This is a genomic window from Actinomadura sp. ATCC 39365 (assembly GCF_054392275.1).
Map to the genome: position 1 here is coordinate 3,613,018 of NZ_CP184335.1, position 23,618 is coordinate 3,636,635.

The 23,618-nt window shown below is 68.9% G+C and carries 33 protein-coding genes; 18 read left to right on the forward strand and 15 right to left on the reverse strand.

The window, feature by feature from the left end:
• Positions 1-427 precede the first annotated feature (427 nt).
• Positions 428-937: a hypothetical protein gene (locus ACNF49_RS17955; protein WP_482944399.1), complete on the forward strand. Its 510-nt coding sequence runs from the start codon at positions 428-430 to the stop codon at positions 935-937.
• A 465-nt stretch (positions 938-1,402) separates the two neighbouring features.
• Here ACNF49_RS17955 and ACNF49_RS17960 read toward each other — a convergent pair whose 3' ends face one another.
• Complete coding sequence (locus ACNF49_RS17960; RefSeq protein ID WP_482944400.1) at positions 1,403-1,906, reverse strand: site-specific integrase; 504 nt, start codon at positions 1,904-1,906, stop codon at positions 1,403-1,405.
• Between the two features lie 447 nt (positions 1,907-2,353).
• On the reverse strand, positions 2,354-2,701 hold the full coding sequence (locus tag ACNF49_RS17965) for a hypothetical protein (protein ID WP_482944401.1): 348 nt from the start codon (positions 2,699-2,701) through the stop codon (positions 2,354-2,356).
• 125 nt (positions 2,702-2,826) lie between these two features.
• Between ACNF49_RS17965 and ACNF49_RS17970 the strand changes: the two genes are divergently transcribed.
• Entirely contained in the window at positions 2,827-4,041 is a 1,215-nt protein-coding gene (locus tag ACNF49_RS17970; protein WP_482944402.1) for a helix-turn-helix domain-containing protein, read from the forward strand.
• Between the two features lie 30 nt (positions 4,042-4,071).
• Entirely contained in the window at positions 4,072-4,548 is a 477-nt protein-coding gene (locus tag ACNF49_RS17975) for an NUDIX domain-containing protein (protein ID WP_482944403.1), read from the forward strand.
• Positions 4,549-4,751: 203 nt separating this feature from the next.
• Here the strand turns inward: ACNF49_RS17975 and ACNF49_RS17980 are convergent, their stop codons facing one another.
• A complete protein-coding gene (locus ACNF49_RS17980) occupies positions 4,752-5,021 on the reverse strand; it encodes a site-specific integrase (protein WP_482944404.1) in 270 nt (89 codons plus the stop codon).
• A gap of 427 nt (positions 5,022-5,448) precedes the next feature.
• The gene (locus ACNF49_RS17985) at positions 5,449-6,006 is read right to left on the reverse strand and encodes a hypothetical protein (protein WP_482944405.1); all 558 of its coding nucleotides are present in this window, start codon (positions 6,004-6,006) and stop codon (positions 5,449-5,451) included.
• Between the two features lie 39 nt (positions 6,007-6,045).
• On the opposite strand from ACNF49_RS17985, the gene ACNF49_RS17990 reads away from it, so the two are divergent.
• Entirely contained in the window at positions 6,046-6,339 is a 294-nt protein-coding gene (locus ACNF49_RS17990; RefSeq protein ID WP_482944406.1) for a hypothetical protein, read from the forward strand.
• A gap of 77 nt (positions 6,340-6,416) precedes the next feature.
• Complete coding sequence (locus tag ACNF49_RS17995; RefSeq protein WP_482944407.1) at positions 6,417-6,875, forward strand: GNAT family N-acetyltransferase; 459 nt, start codon at positions 6,417-6,419, stop codon at positions 6,873-6,875.
• 70 nt (positions 6,876-6,945) lie between these two features.
• Here the strand turns inward: ACNF49_RS17995 and ACNF49_RS18000 are convergent, their stop codons facing one another.
• Positions 6,946-7,767: a hypothetical protein gene (locus ACNF49_RS18000; protein ID WP_498702619.1), complete on the reverse strand. Its 822-nt coding sequence runs from the start codon at positions 7,765-7,767 to the stop codon at positions 6,946-6,948.
• 124 nt (positions 7,768-7,891) lie between these two features.
• Here ACNF49_RS18000 and ACNF49_RS18005 point away from each other — a divergent pair, with 124 nt between their 5' ends.
• From ACNF49_RS18005 to ACNF49_RS18045, 9 genes are all read left to right on the forward strand, one after another.
• Complete coding sequence (locus tag ACNF49_RS18005; RefSeq protein WP_482944409.1) at positions 7,892-8,665, forward strand: hypothetical protein; 774 nt, start codon at positions 7,892-7,894, stop codon at positions 8,663-8,665.
• Complete coding sequence (locus ACNF49_RS18010; protein WP_482944410.1) at positions 8,613-9,668, forward strand: hypothetical protein; 1,056 nt, start codon at positions 8,613-8,615, stop codon at positions 9,666-9,668. Before ACNF49_RS18005 ends, ACNF49_RS18010 begins: the two co-directional genes overlap by 53 nt.
• Before the next feature lie 187 nt (positions 9,669-9,855).
• Positions 9,856-10,803 (forward strand): NADP-dependent oxidoreductase, encoded by a 948-nt coding sequence (locus ACNF49_RS18015; RefSeq protein ID WP_482944411.1) that lies wholly within the window; start codon positions 9,856-9,858, stop codon positions 10,801-10,803.
• 9 nt (positions 10,804-10,812) lie between these two features.
• On the forward strand, positions 10,813-11,289 hold the full coding sequence (locus ACNF49_RS18020) for an ester cyclase (protein ID WP_482944412.1): 477 nt from the start codon (positions 10,813-10,815) through the stop codon (positions 11,287-11,289).
• Positions 11,286-11,972: an alpha/beta fold hydrolase gene (locus tag ACNF49_RS18025; protein ID WP_482944413.1), complete on the forward strand. Its 687-nt coding sequence runs from the start codon at positions 11,286-11,288 to the stop codon at positions 11,970-11,972. Before ACNF49_RS18020 ends, ACNF49_RS18025 begins: the two co-directional genes overlap by 4 nt.
• Positions 11,973-12,077: 105 nt before the next feature.
• Positions 12,078-13,022: an LLM class flavin-dependent oxidoreductase gene (locus ACNF49_RS18030; protein WP_482944414.1), complete on the forward strand. Its 945-nt coding sequence runs from the start codon at positions 12,078-12,080 to the stop codon at positions 13,020-13,022.
• Positions 13,023-13,073: 51 nt separating this feature from the next.
• Entirely contained in the window at positions 13,074-13,706 is a 633-nt protein-coding gene (locus tag ACNF49_RS18035; protein ID WP_482944415.1) for a TetR/AcrR family transcriptional regulator, read from the forward strand.
• Between the two features lie 145 nt (positions 13,707-13,851).
• Positions 13,852-14,124: a hypothetical protein gene (locus ACNF49_RS18040; RefSeq protein ID WP_352358868.1), complete on the forward strand. Its 273-nt coding sequence runs from the start codon at positions 13,852-13,854 to the stop codon at positions 14,122-14,124.
• The gene (locus tag ACNF49_RS18045; RefSeq protein ID WP_364329067.1) at positions 14,121-14,390 is read left to right on the forward strand and encodes a hypothetical protein; all 270 of its coding nucleotides are present in this window, start codon (positions 14,121-14,123) and stop codon (positions 14,388-14,390) included. Before ACNF49_RS18040 ends, ACNF49_RS18045 begins: the two co-directional genes overlap by 4 nt.
• On the opposite strand, the gene ACNF49_RS18050 is transcribed toward ACNF49_RS18045, so the two are convergent.
• Together ACNF49_RS18050 and ACNF49_RS18055 are read right to left on the reverse strand one after the other, a co-directional pair.
• Complete coding sequence (locus ACNF49_RS18050; protein ID WP_482944416.1) at positions 14,367-15,212, reverse strand: FkbM family methyltransferase; 846 nt, start codon at positions 15,210-15,212, stop codon at positions 14,367-14,369. The two genes, ACNF49_RS18045 and ACNF49_RS18050, sit on opposite strands and share 24 nt — an antisense overlap.
• Before the next feature lie 27 nt (positions 15,213-15,239).
• Positions 15,240-16,613 carry a hypothetical protein gene (locus ACNF49_RS18055; RefSeq protein ID WP_482944417.1) on the reverse strand — a complete coding sequence of 458 codons (1,374 nt, stop codon included), beginning with the start codon at positions 16,611-16,613 and terminating at the stop codon, positions 15,240-15,242.
• Positions 16,614-16,768: 155 nt separating this feature from the next.
• Between ACNF49_RS18055 and ACNF49_RS18060 the strand changes: the two genes are divergently transcribed.
• The 3 genes from ACNF49_RS18060 (at position 16,769) to ACNF49_RS18070 (ending at position 18,007) form a co-directional block, all read left to right on the forward strand.
• On the forward strand, positions 16,769-17,563 hold the full coding sequence (locus tag ACNF49_RS18060) for a GNAT family N-acetyltransferase (RefSeq protein ID WP_482944418.1): 795 nt from the start codon (positions 16,769-16,771) through the stop codon (positions 17,561-17,563).
• Between the two features lie 110 nt (positions 17,564-17,673).
• Positions 17,674-17,820 carry a hypothetical protein gene (locus tag ACNF49_RS18065; RefSeq protein WP_357965514.1) on the forward strand — a complete coding sequence of 49 codons (147 nt, stop codon included), beginning with the start codon at positions 17,674-17,676 and terminating at the stop codon, positions 17,818-17,820.
• 43 nt (positions 17,821-17,863) lie between these two features.
• The gene (locus ACNF49_RS18070) at positions 17,864-18,007 is read left to right on the forward strand and encodes a hypothetical protein (protein WP_357965512.1); all 144 of its coding nucleotides are present in this window, start codon (positions 17,864-17,866) and stop codon (positions 18,005-18,007) included.
• A 33-nt stretch (positions 18,008-18,040) separates the two neighbouring features.
• On the opposite strand, the gene ACNF49_RS18075 is transcribed toward ACNF49_RS18070, so the two are convergent.
• The gene (locus ACNF49_RS18075; RefSeq protein WP_482944419.1) at positions 18,041-18,328 is read right to left on the reverse strand and encodes a hypothetical protein; all 288 of its coding nucleotides are present in this window, start codon (positions 18,326-18,328) and stop codon (positions 18,041-18,043) included.
• A gap of 131 nt (positions 18,329-18,459) precedes the next feature.
• Entirely contained in the window at positions 18,460-19,194 is a 735-nt protein-coding gene (locus ACNF49_RS18080; RefSeq protein WP_357965507.1) for a LysR family substrate-binding domain-containing protein, read from the reverse strand.
• Between the two features lie 54 nt (positions 19,195-19,248).
• Here ACNF49_RS18080 and ACNF49_RS18085 point away from each other — a divergent pair, with 54 nt between their 5' ends.
• Positions 19,249-19,620: a DUF5997 family protein gene (locus ACNF49_RS18085; RefSeq protein WP_357965505.1), complete on the forward strand. Its 372-nt coding sequence runs from the start codon at positions 19,249-19,251 to the stop codon at positions 19,618-19,620.
• A gap of 100 nt (positions 19,621-19,720) precedes the next feature.
• On the opposite strand, the gene ACNF49_RS18090 is transcribed toward ACNF49_RS18085, so the two are convergent.
• The 6 genes from ACNF49_RS18090 to ACNF49_RS18115 are packed head-to-tail and all read right to left on the reverse strand — an operon-like array spanning position 19,721 to position 23,594.
• Entirely contained in the window at positions 19,721-21,085 is a 1,365-nt protein-coding gene (locus ACNF49_RS18090; RefSeq protein ID WP_357965503.1) for a TrpB-like pyridoxal phosphate-dependent enzyme, read from the reverse strand.
• A 34-nt stretch (positions 21,086-21,119) separates the two neighbouring features.
• On the reverse strand, positions 21,120-21,776 hold the full coding sequence (locus ACNF49_RS18095) for a transglutaminase-like domain-containing protein (protein ID WP_357991656.1): 657 nt from the start codon (positions 21,774-21,776) through the stop codon (positions 21,120-21,122).
• Positions 21,773-22,939, reverse strand: coding sequence for an acyl-CoA dehydrogenase family protein (locus ACNF49_RS18100; RefSeq protein ID WP_482944420.1), 1,167 nt, complete (start codon positions 22,937-22,939; stop codon positions 21,773-21,775). The genes ACNF49_RS18095 and ACNF49_RS18100 overlap by 4 nt, the downstream gene beginning before the upstream one ends.
• Before the next feature lie 15 nt (positions 22,940-22,954).
• Positions 22,955-23,215 (reverse strand): ectoine synthase, encoded by a 261-nt coding sequence (locus ACNF49_RS18105; RefSeq protein ID WP_482945540.1) that lies wholly within the window; start codon positions 23,213-23,215, stop codon positions 22,955-22,957.
• Positions 23,137-23,328 carry a cupin domain-containing protein gene (locus tag ACNF49_RS18110; protein WP_482945742.1) on the reverse strand — a complete coding sequence of 64 codons (192 nt, stop codon included), beginning with the start codon at positions 23,326-23,328 and terminating at the stop codon, positions 23,137-23,139. Before ACNF49_RS18110 ends, ACNF49_RS18105 begins: the two co-directional genes overlap by 79 nt.
• Positions 23,325-23,594: an acyl carrier protein gene (locus ACNF49_RS18115; RefSeq protein WP_357965495.1), complete on the reverse strand. Its 270-nt coding sequence runs from the start codon at positions 23,592-23,594 to the stop codon at positions 23,325-23,327. Before ACNF49_RS18115 ends, ACNF49_RS18110 begins: the two co-directional genes overlap by 4 nt.
• Positions 23,595-23,618 lie beyond the last annotated feature (24 nt).

Consider the following 23,618-nt stretch of genomic DNA (forward strand, 5'->3'; position numbering starts at 1 on the left):
GCAGGGCGCATTCGCCTGAAGATCGCAGTTGCCGAAAGCCTTCCGAATCTCAAGTGGTTAATCCTTGCTGAATTACCCTTATAGGTATCAAGCGGCGGCGCGCCGCGCCGCCGTACCTCCGGCCCTCCGCCCGCCCGCCGTCCGGGCGTGCGGCCTGGGGGCCGGTCCCAGACGGCGGCGGGACACCGGGCCGGGCACCGCACGCCGGCCCCGCCGCACCTGCCGAACGCGCCGACCGGGGTTGCCGCGCCGCCTTACAGATGCAGCCCTACGATCGCCACTGCGTGGCTGGCCGCCGGACATGGTTGGGGGCGATCGAAGGTCCAGAGCTTCGTTCCTCAGCTCTGGCCCACCGAGTAACGTGGCTGATCTTCGGACTGCGGACAACTGGCCGGTCTGTCGGTGGCGGACTCTACGATCGCCACCTATGAGTCCCTATGCGGAGACCGTCCAGGTGGAAGTAGACGTCGAGGACTGCGGCACTGTCTTACTGACGGATTGGGACGGCGACGACGCGGGCGACGTGGTGGGGTCCGTCGCGCTCGTCACGGTATGGAAGGCCATGGCCGAACTGTCGATCATGTATCAGCACGGCGACGGCATCCCTTTGACGGTGACCATTGCCGATCACGACCCGGGCGCCGACCTCGACGGGTACGAGGAGATCGTGGAGATCGACTTCATGTCGGCGACCGGCGAGGTCTCCCTGATCGGATGGGGCATGGACTGGGAGGACACGGCGATGCGCCGCCTTCCGTCGCTGCCGGCCGGTCCGGGCCTTCACCGGCTGCGCTACCACGTCTGGAGCACGCTTGAGGAGCGGCCTGATTCCGCTGGCAACCATCACTACCTGCAGATCTGGCCCGCACAGCCGTCCCCGCCCGTCGTCGTCAAGCAGGGCGAATGGATCGCTCATTTGAACGACGCCGCCACCTGAGCCTTGTGGCCGGGCGGCGTGTGCAATATGCGTGTAATGATCAAGGGCATGAAGGTGCGCCTCGGAGGTTCCACCGCAGGTCGAAGGACGTGCATAGTCCGCAAACGGTCACGAGCTGTAAAACCACCGGCAGTCCGACCGTCCATGCGGGTGGATCCCCCCGCAGAGGTGCCAGGTTCGCCTTCGTGCCATCGGCGTGCCGCCGACGTTGCCATGCCGTGCCGGATCCCGCAAGCGAGGGCCAGGTCAGAGGCGTGATTGCTGTGCCATTAGCGTGCCATTAGATTGAATTGATCACGGCGGGTTGAGCGCGATGCAGGTTCGGGGGCGCAGGTCCAGACGTGCAGCCAAGGGATCATGGCTCCTTACAAGCGAGGGGTCACTGGTTCGAACCCAGTACCGCCCACCAGCGTAAACGTACAATCTCTGATCTTGAAAACGGCGCCTGAGTGACTAAGTGAGGGACTAAATCCCGAAGATCTTGTCCATCGCCGCAGCTCCCTGCATGATCACGGGCCGGATCTGATGCCGGTAGACGGTCTCGGTGACCACCGTGTTGGAGTGTCCGACGAGGCGCGAGATGTCCTCGATGGGGACGCCGGAGTCTGACAGCACGGACACGAAGCTGTGCCGCAGCTCGCGGGGTGACCACTCCCGTTCGGTGAGTCCCGCCGCCTCCACGACCTTCCGGAAGTCGCGCCGTACGTTGTGCGCCGTGACGGGAGTGCCCGTGCGTGTGCAGAATACGAGATCCGTGTCCTTCCACCGGTCGCCGGCCTTCTCCCGTGCCAGGTCCTGGGCTTCTCTGAGCAGGCGTAGCGCCTCCACGCAACGTCGGGGGAGTTTGAGTGATCGGCGCGACTTGACGGTCTTGGTGTCGCCCTTCTGCCGTACGGATCGCCAGACGTAGACCGCGAAGTCGCCGTGCTCCCAGCCGGTGGTGCCCGGCGTGCCGCGGGGCCGTCTCAAACCGACCCGCGAAGAGACCTCTGCTTCTTCCTTAGCCTGGTCTCCGCTTGCAGGTTCGCGGCCAGTTCATCCAACGTCGCCCCGCAACGGACGTTGGACTGGCCGCTTGTACAGGGAACGGACTGTTTCCGAATGGCCGCCCACCCTGCGGCCATGTCGTGAACCTGCCACTCCGGGTACTCGGCGATCAACTTCGCCAAGGTCATGGGCATGGTTGCACTCCGACGACCGGCGTACAGGGCGGCTGCGACTCCCGTAGGCGGGCGTAGCGGAAAGCGATTCGGTGCGCGGCCCGAGTGGGCTCGGTGGAGGGGTGCCAAGCGTGGATGACTCGCTGTCGTCTCGCGTCCCGTGTCGGTCGCCACCAGTACCGCCCGCCGTGACACCAGACGACCGGTCCGACCTGCATGGACGCCAGCGCAAGCATGTCACTGTGAAGGATCTCCTTCACTGAGGGCTCGCTTCCGTGGATTCCGGTCGCAGACTGCGGATCGTCTCCGAGAGGGGGTGGCGTCGTTGAAGGTCCGCGTAGCGGAAGGCCACCCGGCGCGCGGCTCTCGACGGTTCGATGGCCGGATGGCGGGCGTACAGCACTCGTTTGCGGCGGTCGTCCCAGCCTGCCCGCCACCAGTACCAATCGCCGTCGCACCAGACGACGAGCCCGACCCACACGGACACCAGACTCAGGCCATAGCCGTCATGGACGTCTGCGGATACGCCGTGAGCGGCGAGGGCGTCGGCCAGGGCATCGGCGGCGTGCTTCTCTGGCGTGGGGCGTCGGTTCGGCGGTTGCATGAGTGACCTCCCATCACGTACGGCAGTGACGTAGCGTGACGGTATGTGTCGGCCGAGCTGTGAGGCCGGAAAGAAATTCAGGGGTCCGTCGTAGGCATCCGATGAGGATGAGGTGCATGCGAGGAATGACCAGCAATCTGTCCATCGGCCAGCGCGTGGCCTGGTACCGGCGACGGCGTGGGATGTCTCAGGACGTATTGGCCGGGCTGGTGGGACGGACCACCGACTGGCTGAGCAAGGTGGAGAACGACCGCATCACCTTGGATCGTCTGTCCGTCATCAAATCCCTGGCGAGCGTATTGGACGTGTCCCTCGGTGATCTACTGGCCGAGCCGCACCTGTTCGAGTGGACGGACGGAAGCGGCGATCAGACCATCCCAGCACTGCGCGCCGCGATCACGGACTATCGGCAGCTCTCGCCGATGGCCGGGCTCGTGGAGAACGCGGAACCCTCCGGGCAGGCCGACCTGCGACGTGCCCTTGCCGAGGTGTGGCGGGCGTACCAGGGAGCCCGGTACAGCTACATGATCCGGACTCTGCCCGGACTCCTGGGAGAGGCGCATCATGCTGCGCGCGTAGCGAACGGTGACGCGCGCATGGCCGCATCGGGAGTGCTCGGGCAGGTCTACCACGCCGCTGCCAGCATCCTGGCCAAGGTGGGTGAGGCAGATCTCGCATGGATCGCCGCTGAGCGGGGGCTCTCCTTCGCACGGCAATCCGGTGATCAGCTCGTGACGGCCTCATTGCTTCGCTCCGTGACCCACGCCCTTCTGTCCAACGGTCGCTACGAGGCAGCCAAGCAGCTCACGATGGACGCCGCCGACCTGCTGTCTCCCGGCCTCCCGCACGCCACGGCTGAGCTGCTTTCGGTGTACGGCACGCTGTACCTCGCCGGGTCGATGGCGGCGGCGCGAGACGACGACCGCAGCACGACACGCGCGTTCCTCGCCGAGGCACAGGAAGCGGCGGTGCGGCTCGGCGGTGACGCCAACCATGTCTGGACCGCGTTCGGGCCGACGAACGTCCGTATCCATCAGGTGGCCACGGCAATCGAGCTGGGAGACATCCAGGTGGCTGTGGAACTCGGGCCGAAGCTGGATACCAGCGGGCTTCCGATCGAACGTCGCGCTCGTCATGGCCTGGCCGTGGCGCATGCCCTGAGCCTGTGGAACCGTACCGACGACGCGATGGCCGCGCTGTTGGAGGCCGAGACCATCGCTCCCGAGCAGGTGCGCCATCACTACCTCAGCCGCCAGCTCACGATGTCGTGGATCAGAAGGCAGAAGGGCAAACCCAGTTACCAACTCGCAGCTCTCGCCCGGCGACTGCACATCGTGTGAAGGCAGTCCCTGTGGCGTAAGGTCGGGGCTGTGAACGATCAGGAGGCTCCGCCGTTCGCCCAGGCCCGTGCCGCTGCCGGTGCGCTGTTCTTCGATGACAGCGGTCGTGTGCTTCTCGTCCGTCCTACGTACAAGCCCTCCATGGACATCCCGGGCGGGTACGTCGAGCCGGGGGAGACCCCGTACGAGGCGTGCGTTCGAGAGGTGCAAGAGGAACTGGGCATTCAGCCGGCCATCGGTCGCCTCCTCGTGGTCGATTGGGCGCCTCTCCCTAAGGAGGGCGACAAGGTCCTGTTCGTGTTCGACGGAGGCACCTTGGACGGCGAGTTGCTCAAGCAGATCAGGTTCGTGGACAACGAGCTGAGCGCCTACGAGTTCCATCCCGTCGAGGAACTGGACGGGCTGTTGATCGAGCGGCTTGCTCGTCGCGTCAAGGCCGCCGCTGCTGCACGCGAGCTTGGCAGGACCGTCTATCTGGAGCACGGACAGGCCGCTCCCACTGAGTGAATATCTGAGTGACAACGGCCCAGGACGAGCGTGGACGATTGAGGACCAGGGCGGAACGTTCGCCGAGGTAGCACCCCGAATCACCCGAGGTCCCACCCTCTCGCGGCGAGCCTTACAAGCGAGGGGTCACTGGTTCGAACCCAGTACCGCCCACCTCGTGGAACAGCCCCGTTTCCGATCGCGGAAACGGGGCTTCGTGCCATTCACGTGCCACCAGCCGGTGCGAGGCTCTTCTCGATCTTCGTGTTCATGGTGTCGGCGATCGTGTTTCCGGTGTGCCGAAGATCATGGAAGTGCAGGCCGAGGCAGCCGATCTTCCGGAGGTTGGCGTTCCACTTGGCCGCGCGGCGGATGTTGCTGCGCCGGAGGATGCCGCCGCGTGCCCCAGTGAAGATCAGCGCGTCGGTTTCCGTGTCCGTGAACTCGTCGAGATGTTCGCAGAATCGCTTCCGGGATGGCCATCGTACGGACACCCACGCGGCACTTGGGCGTCCGTATCGAGTTCGACATGCTGTTGCCGAACGCTGACGGCCGGGCGTTCAAATCCGGGTCCATTGGCCGACAAGGTGTATCAGGGAGCCACAGGTGCGGTGAGCACCCTTACCAGAGCATGAACGAGCCCGAGTCCCAGAAACGTGCCAACCGCTCCGCGCCCCCTGCGGGGACCCGGCGAACGCCGACTGAAGAGTCGGAAGATCCTCCGCAAGCTACGCTCCAGCCCCGGTGAGGCCGGCCGCCTCTGCGAGGCATTGCCGTCCTCCGGAATCACGGCGCCGCACAGGCCACCCAAGGATGGAAAGGGTTCAATGCCCCAGCTTCGCGAAGCTGGGGCGGAAAGCCTTCGGCGAGCCAAGCGTTCGCGCCCCGGGAAAGGAGGATCTCCTTCCCCGGGGCCGTCCGCTAGTTGTAACGATCGGACAGGATGATCACTTGGCATTTGTCCGCGCCGGCCAGCAGCACTCCCATTTTGCTGTTGCGGGATTCGTCGGGGGCCGTGGCGTACGTTCCTCGGACCGAATACTGGCTCGGCTCCATCCCGAAGGAACGTGCCGCCTCCTCGACCCTGGTCTCGTCATAGAGGTCCCCGTCGTCGTCTTGCCGTTCGAGCCCCTCCTTCTTGAAGAAGGCGGGTCCCTGAGCGCAGTCCACTGAGAAGGCCAGCTCCAGCCAGTAAGGATCGTCGTCCATCCGGGATTTGAACTTTATGCCGGCAGCGGTCTGGGGGAGCGATATCTGATGGTCGCCCAGTACGTTGTCGAATTTGAGAGTGGGCGCTGTTCCGGGGAGCGCGCGTGGATCCGGATTGCGGTCGGTCAGCGGAGGGCCCGACGAGCATGCGCCCAGAGCGCCTACGGGAACCGTGAGCAAGAAAAGCACTCCGAATCTAGTCACATCCATATGATGGCGCTTGTGGTTCCCTGGCTGAGTCAGGCGTCTTCCCAGCTCAAGCCTCGCCATGAAATGATCCACTGCGGTTGGATCCACGTGAGGACTGGCATGTCTCCCAAAGCGATGGCGTTCGTCGCCTTCCTGTTGATCGGCTCGGGCATTCTCAGCGGCCTGATGTCCGTTACGTCAGGCGGTGAATCTTGCGGCTCGGCATTTGTCGGAGTCACCTGGGAGCAGCTCGATCCGTCCTCCGCCTTGGCCGACAGGCTGCACCATTTGGACAACTGCACAGACCTGCGGAACCTCGTCAAGATCCCCGCTACCGTACTGATCGCCGCAGGTGGGGCCACATTGTTCGCCGCCTTCCTTTCACGGCCACGCATATCCTTTTCGCGCGGATAGAGTGGCGTCAACGTGTCATCAGCCGGGGCGGGAGCTCTCCCGAGGGGCTGCCGCTAGGCTGTGCTCAGGTGCCTGGCATGCTCTGGGGCGTGAGAATTCGTACTGCGACGCGCCGGGATCTGCCCGCGATCATCGCGCTTCTGGCTGATGAGGACACCGTGGTCGATCCCCGGACCGTTGAGGTCGACGAGGCGTACGAGCGGGCCTTCCAGGCCGTCGACACCGACGAGCGCAACGAGATGATCGTTCTGGACGAGGGAGACGGTACGGTCGTCGGCTGCCTCCAGTTGACGTACATCCCTGGCCTGGGACGGCACGGGCAGGAGCGGGCGCTGATCGAGGCGGTTCGGGTGCGTGCCGATCGACGTGGGGAAGGGCTCGGGCGCGAACTGCTCACCTGGGCGATCGAGCGGGCACGCGCCCGCGGCTGCACCCTGGTCCAGCTCACCAGCAACAAGCGCCGCACCGAGGCCCATCGTTTCTACGGCTCGCTCGGCTTCGTACGCAGCCACGACGGGTTCAAGCTGTCGTTCTGAGGCAGGGTGAACGATCGTGGAATGACCGTCGGCGATTCGACTCAAGCGGTGGTCATCCCGCCATGGGCGATCATGTGACGATCTTGATCGTGCGTACTCCAGGCTTCGCGATCAGCTCGGCGAGCGCCGGTTTCGAGTATCCGGAGGTGACGAGTCCATAGATCTTGCCCTCGTGTGCCGCCTGACGTAAACGAAAGAGATCGAGCCCGAAAGACTTGAGGCTCAGTGCGTCGGTCCACTGCAACTTGGCCGCCCAGCGTCTGTACAGCTCGATCGGCGAGGTGTTCTCGCATTCGGTGCCGTAGACCGCGCACGACCGCCAGTAGACAGGTTTGCCGGCGGCCCCGCGCGATCCGGAGAGGAACAGAAATACGGCGTCCGATCGGAGTCCTCGCACGCCCAGGGCGGTGGTCACTTCGTTCTCGGTCATGGGGGCGGCCAGTTCCACGACGGCGGTGAAGAATTCATTTTCGTCCAGGGCTGCTATCGCCTGGCGGGCCTGAGATCTGGCCGGCTCGTCCGCCTCTTCGCCGCCGTGGAACGAGCGCAACAACGGGGTCATCGTCGTCTCCGGAAGCGGGGGAGCGGAGGTCCGGCCCAGCACGTCGGTCACCATCTGTCCGTACGCCGGACGGCTGAGCTGCCCCGAACCCAACTGCAAACCGCCGGCCGACATGCTCATCGACAGAGGGCCCACGCTGACGTCCTGGCCCACGGCGACGTGGTGCTCCGGATGCGCCACCTGAAAGGCGCCGCCATAGACCTCGCGCATGCGTTCCGCGCGCCCGCCGAACAGGTGCACGCCTTCGGCCAGACAGGCGAGCAGAACGAGCATGACGACGATGACGTACCCGGTTCTGCGGGAATTCCAAGTGCGGCTGTCTGCGGTCAAGGCGGTCTCCCTTGCGCGCTGATGCCGGTCGAACAGTGATGATCAAACCAGATCACCACCGGTACGGCATCGTTTGATCCGCTGTGTCTGCCTGAGTGGCATTGCCGCACTAAGATCGCGTCCCGTGTCTTCGGAACATTTATGGCGGTTTATCAGGATCGGATTAGTAAGTCTGATTCTTCTGGCGGCGGCCACGGGACTGGTGCTCGGCGACACCTGGCTCTGGGTGGCCGCCGAGTGGTCGCCGCCGACTTTCGGCGATCTCTACCCGGGCGACGGGTCCGACAGCTCAGCCTCTCTGGCGCTGTTCGGGGCCGCCCTGGTGAAGGCCGCGCTCCTGTGGCTGATCCTGCGTGCCCCCGTACCGGGGCCGCTGGACCGCAGGGAGAAGGCGCTGCGCCGGCTGCTGTATCTGGCGATGGCCTACGGGCTTGTGCTGTGGTACCCGATCGCGCTGCTCCCGGACGCGGTCGATGCGGCATTCACGCTCGTTCTGTGGGCCGCGATCGACGTCCTCTACCTGCTCGTCATCCGGTGGCGGTCCCGCCTGTTGCGCGGGGCGGCCGGAGTGCTGTTCGCGGTCGAGCTGGTCGGGGTGGCCAACGGACTGCTCGACGAACTCGACCTTCCGGAGCTCGGACCGAGCGGCGTCCTCGACCTGGGCCTGACCGGCGGCGGAGTCCTGGCGACGCTCGTCACCGTCCTCGGGCAGTGGCGTGACGGCCGCTGGAGCCGGGGCACGCAGATCGCCGGGCTGTTGTCGGTGGGCGGTTACGCGCTGGCGATCCCGTTCAACCTCCTCATCGGGGGGGGACTACGGCGGCGGTCTGGCGACGCTGGTCGTGATGGACGTGGTGGGGCTCGTCAGCACCGTGTGGATCGCCGCGACCGCTCGTGAACTGCCCGCCGAGGGCCGCCCGGCGGATCTCCCGGCCGTCCGGCGGCGCGGGTTCCGCGTCGCGGTGGCGGCCGTGGCCGTGCTGTCGCTCGTCGTACTGATCAACCCGGAGCAGAACGCGCGCCTGACCTACACCGCCGGGTCGGCGGACTGCTACGACCGGCCCAGTTTCGGCGACGTGAAACCCGCGGAACGCGACGCCGTGTTCCTGTGCCGGGCGCGCAGCGGAGACGGCGCAGGACCGCCCATGTTCCCGGACACCACGTCGGACCAGGCGGTCCTCGCGTACGGACGGGCGCTGTGCCGTGCGAAGGACACCGGCGAGCAGGAGACGATCCTCGCGCGGGCCGGCAGCGCCCGGGCCGCCTGGCGGGTGGACCCCGAGGAGCTCGTCTACGTCTGTCCGGAGATCATCGGCGCCACCCGTCCCGACCTGTTGCGGTCGACGGCGGAGACGGAGGCGGCGAGCGCGGCCTACATCGCCGGGGAGAACGCGAAGTGCCGGGACCCGTGGCCCCGGACGAAGGGTGTCGTCCAGGCCACGGCCAAGTATTTCCTGTTCGTCGACGGCGATCCCGGATACCTGGTCCAGGACGGCGAGGGCGAGGCGGCCATGGAGGAGGCGGAGCTGGCGACGGCCCGGTCCTACGAAGACGGCGCCCTCATCGGGGTGGCCCGCGGCACGGCGCTCATCGGGCACGTCGAGGACGTCGTCGATCTGTGCCTCACGGTGAAGGCCTTCCGCACCGCGCCGCCACCGCGGACGGCCGGTTGGGACCAGGTCCACGAGGTGCCGATCGTCAGCCGCGGCGGCCGGCTCGCGGTGCCCGAGATGGCCGACGGCGGCGACGTGGGCGCGGGTGCGCCGATGCCGAACCTGGCGATCGCCGGGAAGGGCCGCTACCGGCTCCGTGTCCACGTGCGGGTCGGCGAGGCGGGGGAGCAGCACCTGGTCGTCGTGTTCCCGGGCGCGTCGAGGAAGCGGCTGAAGCTGAAGTCCTGATCGGAGGCCGGGCGCGCCGGGGGCTGATCAGCGCTTCCGGCCACCGGCGCCGGCCTCACCGGCCGTAGGACCGTAGGACCCCAGGACCGTGGGTTCGCGCTCTGGCACACCTCTCGCTCGCATTTACATACATGATGTATGTATGTAACATCCGTGGCGTCGTCAAACACTCCAGGATGGGGCGGTCATGTGGGCGATGCTGCAGTCGGCGTGGGGAGAGGCCGAGACCATGGCACTGGTCGAGGTGGACAAGCCCGCGCCGGTGTTCGGCGAGGTGCTGGTCGAGGTCATGGCGGCCGGGGTCAATCCGGTGGACGTCTTCACCAGTCGGGGGCAGGCGTACAACCGGGTGCTGGACCTGCCGTTCATCAACGGCTGGGACGTCGCGGGCACCGTGGTGAGGACCGGTTACGGCACGACCCGTTTCCAGCCCGGCGACCGGGTGTTCGGCATGCCGTGGTTCCCGCGGGCCGGAGGGTGTTACGCCGAGTACGTCACCGCCCCCGCCCGTCACCTCGCCCGTATGCCGGAGGGCATGGGCTTCACCGAGGCGGCGGCGCTGCCGCTCGCCGGGCTGACGGCGTGGCAGATGCTGACCGAGGTCGCCGCCGTGGCGCCGGGGCAGCGGGTCCTCGTGGCGGGGGCGGCCGGGGGCGTGGGACACCTGGCGGTCCAGATCGCCAAGGCCCGCGGCGCCCACGTGACGGGCACCGCGAGCGCCGCCAAGCACGCCTTCGTCCGCGAACTGGGGGCCGACGAAGTGATCGACCACTCCACGACCGTGGTGTCCGACGTGGCGCGGGACATGGACGTCGTCGTCCAGATGTTCGGTGGCGAGGCCGGGCTCAGGGCGCTGGAGTGCCTGCGGCCGGGCGGCATCCTGGTCAGCGGGCAGGCGGCCTGGACGCCGGGCCTGCACGAGCGCGCCACCGAGCTGGGCGTGCGCGCCGCGGCCTACCTCGTCGATCCCGACGGCGCCGGGCTCGACGCGCTGGCCGGGCTCGTGGCCGAGGGCCGGTTGAAGGTGCACGTCGACGCGGTGTTCCCGCTGGCGCGGGCGGGCGAGGCGCACGATCTGGTCGGGGCGGGGCGTACCAGAGGCAAGGTCGTGCTCGCCGTCGGCGAGCCGAACTGAGGAGGAGCAGTGTCGGAACAGCACATCCCACCCGCTGACGTGGTGCGGGCCTACGCGCGGGCCAAGAGCCGCGCCGATGTCCAGGAGACTCTGCGGTACTGCAGTACGGACACCGTCTTCGAGACGGTCGCGTTCCAGGCCGTCGCGACCGGCATCGACGAGGTCGCCCGGCAGACCGCCGCGTTCCTGCGCACCTTCCCCGACTACGGCGTGGAGCTGGAGTACCTCGCGGCGGCGGACGACCTGGTCGTCGGCGCCGGGACGGTCCGGGGCACCATGACGCAGAGCCTGGTGGGCATCCCGGCCACGGGCAGGGCCTTCGCGCTGCCGTTCGCCTGCCACTGGAGGGTGCGGGACGGGCTGATCGCGCACGAGCGGTTCTTCTTCGACCTCCACCAGATGTGCGAGCAGCTCGGGCTGTCCACCGCCGCCGTCGCGGCGCGGTTCGCCGCCTGGCGCGAGCGGGCGCGGGCGGTGTCGCGATGACGACGTACATCCTGGTCCATGGGGCCTGGCACGGCGGCTGGTGCTGGCGGCAGGTGTCCGCGCGGTTGCGCGAGGCCGGTCACGAGGTCCACACCCCGACGCTGACCGGCCTCGGCGAGCGGGCCCACCTGGCCGGCCCCGAGGTCGGCCTGCGGACGCACGTGGACGACCTGCTGGGCCTGCTGCGGTACGAGGATCTGCGCGACGTCGTGCTCGTCGGCCACAGTTACGCCGGTCTGGTGGTGCGCGAGGCCGCCGACCGCGCGCCGGAACGCGTCTCGCGGATCGTCATGGTCGACGCCTGGGCGGCCCGCGACGGGGAGTCGCTGGACGACCTGGCTCCCGCGTTCTTCCTCGACTGGATCGGGTCGGCCACCGTGGACGGCATGATCCCGCCTTCGTCGGCGGCCGCCGTCGGCGTGACGGAACCGGATCAGGTGGCCTGGCTGGAGCCCCTGCTGACCGCCCATCCCCGGCGCACGTTCTCCGATCCGACCCGGTTGTCCGGAGCCGTCGACACGATCGCGTGCCGAGCGGTGCTCTGCACGCCCGGGGGGCCCATGCCGTTCGCGCGGCTGGCCGGCGAGCACGGCTGGGAGACCACCGTCCTGGACGTCGGCCACGACGCCATGGTCACCGCGCCGCGGGCGCTGGCAGACGTCCTGATGCAGCACCCGTCCTGAGCCGGCCCGGCCGCCCGGTCCGCCGCCGGAGCGGGCGGCCGAGCCCGCTCCGGTGAACCGAGGTCCCGCCGCTGCGGCGGTCCACCCACGTAGAGAGGCGGCCACATGGCCGAAGTGAAGGTCGGCTACCTGCTGCCGACCCGCGACCAGGCCGTACGCGGCGACGACGACCCGGCGCTGATGATCGCCCAGGCCCGGCACGCCGACGCGCTCGGGTTCGACTCCGTATGGGCCGGTGACAGCCCGCTGACCCGGCCGCGGGTCGATCCGCTGCTCCTGCTGTCCGCCGTGGCCGTCACTGCCCCGCGGCTCACGCTCGGCACCGCGGTGCTGCTGCCCGCGCTCCGGCATCCGATCCTGCTGGCGCACCAGCTCGCCTCGCTGGACCGGATCGCCGGCGGACGCCTGATCGTGGGCATGGGCGGCGGTTTTCCCAACGCGAGCACGGAGGCGCAGTTCGACACGATCGGCGTGCCGTTCAGGACTCGGGTCAGCCGGCTCGAGGAGTCGATCGAGGCGATGCGGCGGCTGTGGGGCGGTCAGGGCGCCTCGTTCACCGGCCGGCACTTCGACTTCCGCGACGTCTCCCTGGTCCCGGCGCCGTCCCGTCCGTCCGGCCCGCCGATCTGGCTGGCCGGAAGCGGCGAGCCGGCGCTGCGGCGGGTGGCCCGCCTGGCCGACGGCTGGCTGCCCTATCCGCCCGCCGTCGCGGACTACGCCCGCGAGCGGGCGACCATCGAGCAGGAGGGGTCCCGTCCGGTCACCCACGCCCTGTACGCAACGCTGTCCCTGGACGACGACCCCGCGCAGGCGCGCGAGACCCTGCGGCGGAGCATCGAGCGTTACTACAACGCCAGGCTGGAGGCGGTGGAGAAGATCCAGGCCATGTTCGCCGGCCGGCCCTCGGACGCCGCCGAATGGCTGAACTCCTACATCCGGGCGGGAGCCCGACACGTCGTCATCCGGCTGGCCGCCGACGACCATCACGCGGCCCTGGAGACGGTCGCGGCCCGGATACTGCCCCTGCTCCACCTGAACGGGCACCCGTGACGCCGCATATGGTCTTCTCATCTCGGGTTCGGAGCAAGAGGAGACACACGGGTGGCAGAGAGCACGGGGGTGCGGCGGAGCCAGCACGAGCGCACCAAGGCGACCACGGGCGCCCTGGTCGCGGCGGCGCGTGAGCTTTTCGTCGGCGACGGATTCGCCGCCACCGCGGTGGACGACATCTGTGCCAGGGCCGGCGTGACGCGTGGCGCGTTCTACCACCACTTCAGCAACAAGGAGCACATCTTCCGCGAGGTCTACGCCGCCGAGCAGAAGGCGCTCTCGGTGATCGTCCGGGAGGCGTTCCAGGCCGAGCGGGACCCGTGGCGCGGGGTGTCGGCGGGTTGCCGGCGGCTGCTGGAGGCGTCCCTCGAACCCGCCGTACGGCAGATCACGCTGGTCGAGGCGCCGGGCGCGCTCGGCTGGACCGCCATGCGGGACATCCAGGCCGGGTGCAAGGAGCAGATGCGGCGCGGGCTGGCCATCGCCATCGAGGCCGGCTGCATCCCGGACCGGCCGCTCGACCCCGCCACCTCGCTGCTGTACGGCGGGATCTGCGAGATCGCCCTGGACATCGCCCGCGCCCCGGACCAGCGGGCAGCGCTGGCGGACGCGCTGGCCGAACTCGACCGGGTGCTCGCCGGCGTCGCCCGTCTCTCCGCCCCGGGCTGCCTGCACACGAGCTAGCCGGCCACACTCTCCGATCGCCAGGTCGATGTGCAGCGGCTGCCACGCCTCCGTAACGGCGGCGACGTATTGTGGTGGAGGTCCCGGGGGTAAGGACTCTTCAGCCGAAGGGGCCGCGCAGCCCGCGAACGGAGAGCCACCTGCCATGCGAAATCGCACGTTGCGGATCCCCGCCACCGCTGCCGCCGTCCAGGAAGCCATCGACCAGGCGACCGCGGGCGAGGTCGTGCTCCTGGAGCAGGACGGCCGCCTCGTGGCCGCGGTGGTGCCCTACGAGGTGGCCGCCGCCGGCGTCGACCTGCTCAACGAGGCCCAGGACGCCGCTGACCGGCTGTCGGGGCTCAGGCTGATCGCGGAGCTCGAAGCCGGCATGGAGACGATGCGGCTCAGCGACCTGCGCCGTGAGCTGGCCTCATGAAGGGCTACTACGAGATCCAGCTCTCGTCATCGGCGGTGCGGCAGATCCGTGCCGTGCACGCCGCGGAGCCGATGGCCGCCACGTTCGTCCTCAACGGCCTGGAGTATCTCTCCACCGACCTCGACTCGGGCCTGCTGCGCACGATCGACAAGGAAGCGGGGCTGCTGAAGGCGGAGATAGGCGACTTCGAGGCCCTGTGCTGGGTGCGGCACGAGGAGATGAGCCTGGTGATCCTGACCGTCTCACGGAGTCGTCACCCAGCGTGACGCCGCGCCCTCGTTCGCCCGTACGGCGAAGTCGCGGACGTCCCGCATCCGCCGCGTGCTGACCGGCTCGGCGTAGATGTAAGGGCACATGTCCGACCGCGTCATCTTCGACCGCTGGTACAGCGAGAAGTCGCACCAGGCGTAGTCGTGCCGCGCGAGCTGCTCGATCACCTCCTCCCTGATGCGTTCGCCGTACATGGAGTCGTGCATCTCGATCAGGAGGGCCGGCTGGTGGTGGGCGATCGTCTCGGCCGCGCCTGCCAGCGCCTTCCCCTCATGACCCTCGATGTCCACCTTGACCAGCCGGATCCTCTCCCGGGACCGGGAGGTCATGAGATCGATAGGCAGGGCGTCGGCCTCACCGAGGAACGCGCCGTACCCCTCCTCGCCGTGGTGGAGGGCGGACGTGGCGCAGCCGGCGGGGATGGTCGCCGGCTCGCCGGCGGCGAGCGTACGCGTGCAGGGGCCGGCGGTGACGTCGTAGGGATCCCAGAGTCGCAGTCGTGCGCCGGAGTCGTGGGCGGCCACCGGATGGACGTCGACATTGCCCAGGTCGTTGAGCTGCAGATTGAGGTGCAACGCGCGCAGCGCGACCGGGTTCGGCTCGACGGCGATCACCTTCGTGAACGCCCTGGCCATCCGTAGGGCGTAGTGGCCGACGTGGGCGCCGACGTCGAGGAACGCCGAGCCCGGCTCGGCGAAGGACTGCAGGAGGCGCCAGATGTCCTGCTCGTGCGGCCCGGGACCGACGCGGTCACCGCTGGCGGGCCGGAGGGCCCAGGTGAGTCCGTCGCACTGCGAGAGGGAAGGTGTCGTCGGCATCAGGACTCCCGGGGAGGTGTTCCGCGCTCACCCACGTGTGATCGATCTCGCGTCGGAGGAGATCCAGCTTCGGTGTGGATAGAAGCTCCTGAGTTCCCGCATGCGCGAGGAGTCCGCGAAGAAGACGAACTCCAGGTTGGCACGCCGCAACATGCTGCGTTTCGCCTCCTCGCCCAGCAGGCCCCCGACCACCGGGACCGCGTTGACCGCCACTTCGGTGAGCGTCGACAGACCGGTCATCGCGAACCGTTCGGCGACCTTCGCCAGTCCGGGCATCTTCCTGCGCAGGAAGATGCCGAGCTTCGTGGATCTGACCGCCAGATGGGGGCGGGTCGCCCGGATGTGGTCGCATATGCGCTGCCAGTAGTCGGCGGCGCAGTCGGCCAGGGCCGTGGCCAGCGCGTCGTCCGCGTCACGGGCGTCGGAGACTTCGAGGTAGGACTGGATCTCGAACAGCTCCCTGGCCTGTTCGCGCAGTTCGACGATCTCCTCGAAACGCAGCATGGCCAGCAGGTCGGGCGGCGGCCCCTCCACCATCCGATAGGCCGTCTCGACGAGCTCCCGCATGTCGAGCTGGGGATCCGGCCGGCTGTGCGCACGGCCAGCATCGGTGAGGACGGCCTCGGCGAGGCCGGTGCCGTCCCCGGAGGTCCAGTCCGAGCCCATGATCCTCGCGTTGAACGCGCGTGCGTGTGCGGTCTCGTCGAAGAGGCCGTGGATCTGGATCAGCTCGCTGCTCACCGGCAGTCCGGAGTCGTGGAGCAGCGCGAAGATGGGGGTGTGGGAGAACCGCGGCCTCGACAGGATGTCGTCGTACCGTCTTCTCAGTTCGATCGGCTGCGCCGACAGCAGGCCGCTCAGCACCGATCCGGGCGCGTTGGCGGCCTCGCGGACCTGCCGCATGAAGTCGTCCTTGGCGGTGACATAGTCATAGCGGACGACGACGGAACCGTCTCCGGCGAGAACGCCGTCAAGTTCCTTGATCATGCGGTCGCGGGCGGCCGAGACCGGCGAGACGACCCAGCCCTTCCCGTCGGGGCTGTTCCGCTTCCAGCTGTTCAGCACCGCGGCCAAAGAGTCACAGGGATCGAGCCGGTCCTCCTGGTAGAGGTAGTTGTGGGCGCGGAGCCCGACCGCGACGACACCCGTCGCGACGAGATCTCTGAGCAGCCGGTAGAAGTTGTTCTCCCGCAGGTCCGACCTGCTGAAGTCGCCCACGATCCTGGGGTTGTCCACGAGCTGCGTGTCATGCACGTAGACCCGCTCGTTGAAGAGCGCCCCGAACACCAGCAGGGCCCGCAGCTGCATGGTGGAAGTGATGCCGGCCCAGATCGGTTCGAGGGCGGCGAATTGGGACGTGGCGCGCAAGGCGTTGATGGAGCGGGAGTCATCGCGCTTCATCTCTTCGAGATACCACCCTTCGGTCGCCACCCCTAAGGGAAGCACAGCCGGGTACCGCAGGGAAGGTTGTCATGGAGAGTGGCTACGGCCGGCGGGCCCGCGTCGTACCATCCGCTTGAGCCTCTGGTGGCGTCTCCTTTTGAAAGGGGCCGGTTGTGTCATCGCTCGAAGAGGCCGTGGAGTCCAGGGACCATCTCGTCGCCGTCTGGAGCGAGCTGGTACGGGACAGAGGCGGCCGGATCGGTACGGACGACGGCGTCGTGCACATGTGGGCCGACAGCCCCTTCGGCTTCTGGAACACCGTGACCCTGGCCGGTACGGACATCCCGGTGGACGCGCTCGGCGAGCGGCTGGCACGGGCGGCGTCCTTCATGAGGGCCAGGTCCGAGAGCGGATATCTGTGGATCTTCGAGGATCTGTTGAGCCCTCAGGCGCGGGAGAGCCTGTTCCGGCGCGCGGCCGAGGCCGGGCTGGAGCCGGCGTTCTCGGGCCGGGGCATGGCGGGGGACCTGTCCGTGCCTGAGCCGGATCATCCGGACCTGGAGTTCCGGCGGGTGCAGAACGAGGAGCAGCTCGCCGCGTACGGTGACATCAACGCACGCGCCTACGGCATGACGCCCGAGGCGGGCAGGCTCGCCCTGGCCGGCTCCGAACTGTGGCGCGGCGACGTGCACGCCTACCTCGGATACCGCGACGGACGGCCGGTGACCTGCGCCGCCACCGTCGCCGGCCCACATTCGATCTTCCTGGCGCTGGTCGCCACCCTGCCGGCGGAGATGCGCAAGGGGTACGGCGAGGCCGTCACCCGCAAGGCGATCCACGAAGGCGGCAGGCGGAGCGGGCACCGGCGGCTGGTCCTCCACGCCACGCCGGCCGGGCAGCCGGTCTACGAACGCATCGGCTGCCGAGCCAACACGGCGATCCACTTCCTCCAGCTCGCCCCGGCCTGACGAGCCTCTCGGTCCGGCCCGGTCAGGCGGACGCACGGGCGGTCATGCCTACATCGGATGATCACGGGTAGCGCTGTGCAACCACCCCAGCTACAGAAGTGGAAGCCGGCATGATCACTCTCATTCTGCTCATCCTCGCCCTGGCCTGCTTCGTCCTGTCCGCCTTCAACATCGGCGGCGCGCGCGTCAACCTGCTCGCACTCGGTCTGGCGCTCTGGGTGCTCAGCGAGCTCATCCCGAAGCTGGGCCAGCTCTGACCCCCAGCGGCTGAGACCACCCCCTACGGGCAGGAACACTCACATGGACGCCCTCACCATCGTCGCTCTGCTGGCACTCCTCGCCGGGATCCTGGTCGCCCTCACCCAGCGGGTGTGGCCCATCGCGTTGTTGTGCGGCGGCCTGTTCATGTCCGTGCTGGCGGACGCCGGTCTCATCGTCACGTAGGCGACGGAGACCGGCTGCCCGGCCTTTCCCGGTTCAGCAGTAGGTGATGCCGGTGACGGTGAACGGGATGTTGTGGTACGGCGTGTACTCCGACCGCTGGCCGGGGGAGACGCAGGGGCCGACCTCCGGCCACGAGCCCACCGTGGGGTCCGGATGGGTGACGCGGATGACCACGGCGTAGTTGCCGGAACCGCCGCTGCAGTACGCCCAGGCGGTCTTGCCGTCCCGGCCGGTGGTGCAGCCGGTCGGGGTGGCGTGGGCAGGGGAGGCGGCGCCGAAGAGGGCGACAGTGGTGAGGACGGTCGCGAGGGGGAGGGTCAAGTGCTTTCTCGCGCGCATGTGCTGACCTCCAGTGGGTCGTCAGGCAGTGCACTGTTAGGAAAGCTTCTTAAGAGAAAGTAGCCGCCCTGTCCCCGCCGTCAAGCCCCTGCCCGGCCGCCGGGACGCCGCCGTCAGCGGGGACGGTGTCCCTTCTTCTTACGGCTCGTCGGCGCGGCGCGGCGACCCGCACGGTTCTGGGCGGGTTTGGGGGGCTGCCGTCGTGCCTGCTTCTCCTGAGGAGCGGCGGAGGCGGCAGGGGTGCGGCCCCGGGAGCTGTTGACCGTGCGGCCGCGCACGATGCCGATGAAGTCCTCCACCAGGTCGGTGGTCGCGTCCGTGGGCCAGGCCAGGGCGACCTGGGACTGGGGCGCGTCCGTCACCGGGCGGTAGGTGAGGTCTTTGCGGTGGTGGAGGCGGGCCAGCGACTGGGGGACCAGGAGCAGGCCGGTGCCGGCGGCCACCATCTCGACCGCCTCGGCCGTGGTGGCGGGACGGGTGAAGGCCGGTTGCCCGGGCCGCGAGGCCCACTCGATGGTGTCGTCGAGGGGGTGGAAGATCTCCTCCTCGGCCAGGTCGGCGAGGGTCACCTCGTCGGCGGCGGCCACGGCGTGGTCCTTCGGCACCATGACCACCGTGGTCTCGACGTAGAGGGGGATCGCGCTCAGGCCCTCGCGGTCGATCGGGAGCCGGACGAACGCGGCGTCGGCCCCGCCGCCCCGCAGGAGCGCCAGCGCCTCGGGGGTGGGGGCCGTGACCAGCGTGAGCGGCACGTCGGGCAGCCTCTCGGCCCAGACGCCGGCCCACTTGGCGGGGGTCACGCCGGGCGCGTACGCCAGCCGGAAGTCTTCGCCGCTCTCGTCAGTCACGTCCTCAGGGTATCGATGTCGGGGACGCTGTCCCGACTGGCTAGGCTTGGGGGCATGACCTCGTCCAAACCGAAGAGCATCCAGACGATGAAGCCCGAGACGGCGGCCAAGAAGCTGGGTGTCCTTCTCTCGGCCACGCCCGCGGAGTTCCAAGCGGGCGTCGTCTCCAGGGACGAGCTGAACGAGCTGCAGGCCAAGCCGCCCGCGTGGCTCGCCGACCTGCGTCGTAACGGGCCGCACCCCAAGCAGGTCGTGGCCGCCAAGCTCGGGGTCTCCATCTCGGGGCTGCTCAGGGCCGGGATCACCGAGCCGCTCACGACCGCCGAGATCGACGCGCTGAAGGCGGAGAACCCCGACTGGCTGGAGCGGGAGCGCACCGTCCAGGCCGACAACCGCAAGGAAGCCCTTCGGCTCAAGCAGCGCTAGCCGCCGCGTCCGCGACACGACGGCGCGGCCGGAGCCAGGGGCCGCGTCCCCGGCATGACGGCGCGGCCCGCCGGTGGGCAGGCCGCGCGTCACCACCCGGTCAGGCGCGTGCCAGGTCGGGGATGCTGGACAGGCCGTGTGCGAGGTCCTCGTCCGTCGGCTCGTCGTCGGGCAGCAGCCCGGCCTGGAACTTGTCGTACGCGGCCATGTCGAAGTGGCCGTGCCCGGACAGCGCGATGAGGATCGCCTTCGACTGGCCCTGCTCGCGGCAGCGCAGCGCCTCGTCGATGGCGGCCCGCACCGCGTGCGCCGACTCGGGGGCCGGCACGATGCCCTCCTCGCGGGCGAACAGCACGCCTGCCTCGAAGCAGGCGGTCTGCCGCACCGCGACCGCCTCCATCAGCCCGTTCTCCACGGCCCGGCTGATCAGCGGCGAGATGTCGTGGGCGCGCAGCCCGCCGGCGTGCACGGGCGGCGGCACGAACTTGTGGCCCAGCGTGTGCATCCGCGACAGCGGGGTGAGCCGGGCCGCGTCGGAGTGGTCGTAGGCGATGCGGCCCCGGGTCAGGGTGGGGCAGGCGACCGGTTCGGCGGCGACGAGCCGGATCTCGCGCCCGCGGCGCAGCTTGTCGCGCAGGAACGGGAAGCACATCCCGGCCAGGGTGCTGCCGCCGCCGCAGGGGCCGACCACGATGTCCGGGTAGTCCTCGGCGAGCTCCATCTGGAGCATCGCCTCCTGGCCGATGACGGTCTGGTGGGCGCACACGTGGTTGAGCGAGCTGCCGCGGGTGTAGCCCAGGTCGGGGTTGGCGTAGGCGACCTCCAGGGCCTCGGACTTGGCGATGCCGAGGCTGCCGGGGTGGTCGGGGTCCTCGGCCAGCACGGCCCGTCCGGCCGCGGTCAGCGGGCTGGGGCTGGAGTTGCAGACCGCGCCGTACGCCTCCATGAGGGCCCGGCGGTACGGCTTCTGCCGGTAGCTGACGCCCACCATGAACACCTGCGCGCTCAGCCCGAACATGGCCGCGGCCGAGGCGATCGAGCTGCCCCACTGGCCCGCGCCGGTCTCGGTGACCAGCCCCGTCTTGCCGATCTGCTTGTTGTAGTACGCCTGCGGCACCGCCGAGTTGGGCTTGAGGCTGCCGACCGGCGAGACGCCCTCGTACTTGTAGTAGATGCGGGCGGGGGTGTCGAGGGCGCGTTCGAGGCGGCGCGCCCGGTAGAGCGGGGTGGGCCGCCACTGGCGGTAGATGTCGCGCACCGGGCCGGGGATCTCGAACTCCGGCTCGGTGCTGAGCTCCTGGTCCACCAGGGGCTCGGCGATCGTCCTGCACAGCTCGGCCCGGGTGATCGCCGCGCCGGTGGCCGGGTCGAGGATGGGGGCCGGCTCGCCGAAGTCCGCGGCGATGTTCAGCCACGTGTACGGGATGTCGTCCTCGTTCAGGGTGTACTTGACGCGCTCGTTCAACGGATACCTCTCATAAGGACTTCGTCGATGGATGTCAGACGCCCGCTTCCGCGGTCAGCGAGCCCTTCACGGTCTGGTCCCGGCCGCCCAGCAGCCCGGGGTGGGACGTCCTGAAGCCCTCCAGGACCAGCTCGTAGGGGAAGTCGTCGAACTCGCCGTGCCAGTGCAGGAACTCCATGTGCCGCCGGCCTGACTCGTCGTGCGGGTGGTAGACGCTGTCGGCGGTGCCGTCGAACTCCAGGGGCTTCAGGCGGTACAGCCGGCACAACATCTTGTTGAACACGGGGGTGGCCTTCACCCAGCGGCCTTCGAGCTGGACGGAGACCAGGCCGTGGAAGCGGAACACGTCGCCGCCGACGAGCTCCTTGAGCCGTCCGGAGGCCAGGTGGTTGCGCACGTCGGCGAACACCAGCCGGGACGGGATGCCGAGGGCACGGGCGGCGGCGGCGTACACCACCGACTTGTGCAGGCAGAAGCCGCTGCCCCGGGCGATGATCGTGCTGGCCCGCAGGCCGTCGCGGGACATGTCGATGTCGTAGACGTCGTACAGGATGGTGTCCCGCACCTTGTAGTAGAGGCGGACGGCCTGCTCGGTGGGGGTGGTGGCGCCCTCGACGGCCCGTTCGGCGAACTCGCGCACCACGGGGTGGCCGGCGTCCAGGAACTTCGTGGCGGCCAGGTCAGCGGTCATGTGTGTGACTCCTTGAGGCCGAGCATCCGGGCGATGCGGATCCGTTGCATCTCCGAGGTGCCGGAGTAGATGGTGCCGCCGACCGCGTCCCGGAGGTCCTTCTCCAGCCCGGTCCCGGTCAGGTAGCCGCTGCCGCCGAAGATCTGGATCGCGGCCAGCGCCGACCTGACGTTCGCCTCGCTGGTGACCACCTTGGCGATCGCGATGTCGGTGGAGACGTCCCGGCCGGCGGCGAAGCCGCGCGCGGCGTCGTACAACCAGCGCCGGGCGGTCTCCACGCCGATCTTCATGTCGACGATCTGGCCGGCGACCATCTGGAACGAGCCGATCGGCCGGCCGAACTGGCGGCGCCGGGAGGCGTGCTCGACGCAGCGGTCCAGCCGGTGCCGCATCGCGCCGGCCTGGACGATGAAGGAGCACAGGATCTCCCACCGCATCACGTGCTCCAGCACGGTGAAGCCCATGCCGGGCCGGCCCACCACGTTGCCGGCCGGGACCCGGCAGTCGCGCAGGGTCAGCTCGCCGAGCGGGGACGTGCGCAACCCCATCTTGGGCACGTCCGGGCCGGTCAGCAGGCCCGGGGTGTCCCGTTCGACCAGGAAGGCGGTCAGGCCGAACGGGCCCAGGTCGCGGTCGGTCACCGCGTAGACCACGATCAGGTCGGCGACCGGGCCGTTGGTCACGAACACCTTGTCCCCGTCGAGGATCCAGTCGTCGCCGTCCGGTTTGGCGGTCATGCCCATGCCCAGCACGTCGGACCCGCCCCCGGGGTCGGTGATCGCGTGCGCGGTGACCGTCGTGCCGGCGCAGATGCCGGGCAGGTGGCGGGCCTTCAGCTCGGGGCTGCCGAAGCGTTGCAGCGGGATCCCGGCGCTCACGATCTGCGTGCAGAGCGAGAAGCACAGCCCGCCGTCCCGGCAGCCCTCGCCGAGCCCCTCCAGGACGTACATGGTGCTGAGCAGGTCCAGGCCGCGGCCGCCCCATTCGGGGGAGAACGGCAGGCGCAGCAGCCCGGAGGCGCGCACCTGCTCCCACTGGTGCGCCGGCAGGCCGGCGGTCCGGTCGGCGTCCCGGTCGGCGTCCAGGTGGCCTTCGCCCAGCACCTCGTACCAGTCCGCGAACTCGGCCCTGAGCTCGCGGTGTGTGTCGCTCCACTCGTCCATGGGTGACCAGATCCGTCAGTAGTGGGAGAACTGAGCCTCAGCGAGCTGGTGGCGCTCGTCGCCCTGCAGCGCGGGGGAGAAGACGCAGATCAGCCGCAGGTCCTCGCCGGGGTCGGCGATCAGGTGGTGCGGGTCGTTCTGGTCGAGGGCGTACATGGTGCCCGGCTCCAGGACGTGCTGGCGGCCGTCGGCGTCGATCACTGCGCCCCGCCCGCTGATGCAGTAGCACGCCTCCAGATGCTTGCGGTACTGCAGGGGGAGCTGGTGCCGGCCCAGACGATCGTGTCGGTGAGCGAGTAGCCCATGCCGTCGCGCTCGACGAGGAAGCGGTGGCTCAGGCCGTTCCCCCACTCGACCGGCGTCACGTCAGAAATCTTGCGGATGATCATTGCAGTGTCCGTTCTGCTGGTGCTGATAATGCTTTTCCGACGAATTCACGAATGGCGGCCACGGTCCGGAAGTTCTCCGGGGCGATGTCGAGCTCGTCGACCGGGACGTCGAACCGGTCCTTGATCCAGCCGATGAGCTTCAACAGGCCCAGACTGCTGATGACCCCGTTGCGGAAAAGGTCGTAGTCGGCCTCGAGTTCGTCGGGGGGAGTATCGGGGAGATACTCGGTCACCACGAATTCTTTAATCTGGAGTGTGATGTCCACGAAAGGCAGCATCACACGCGCGCG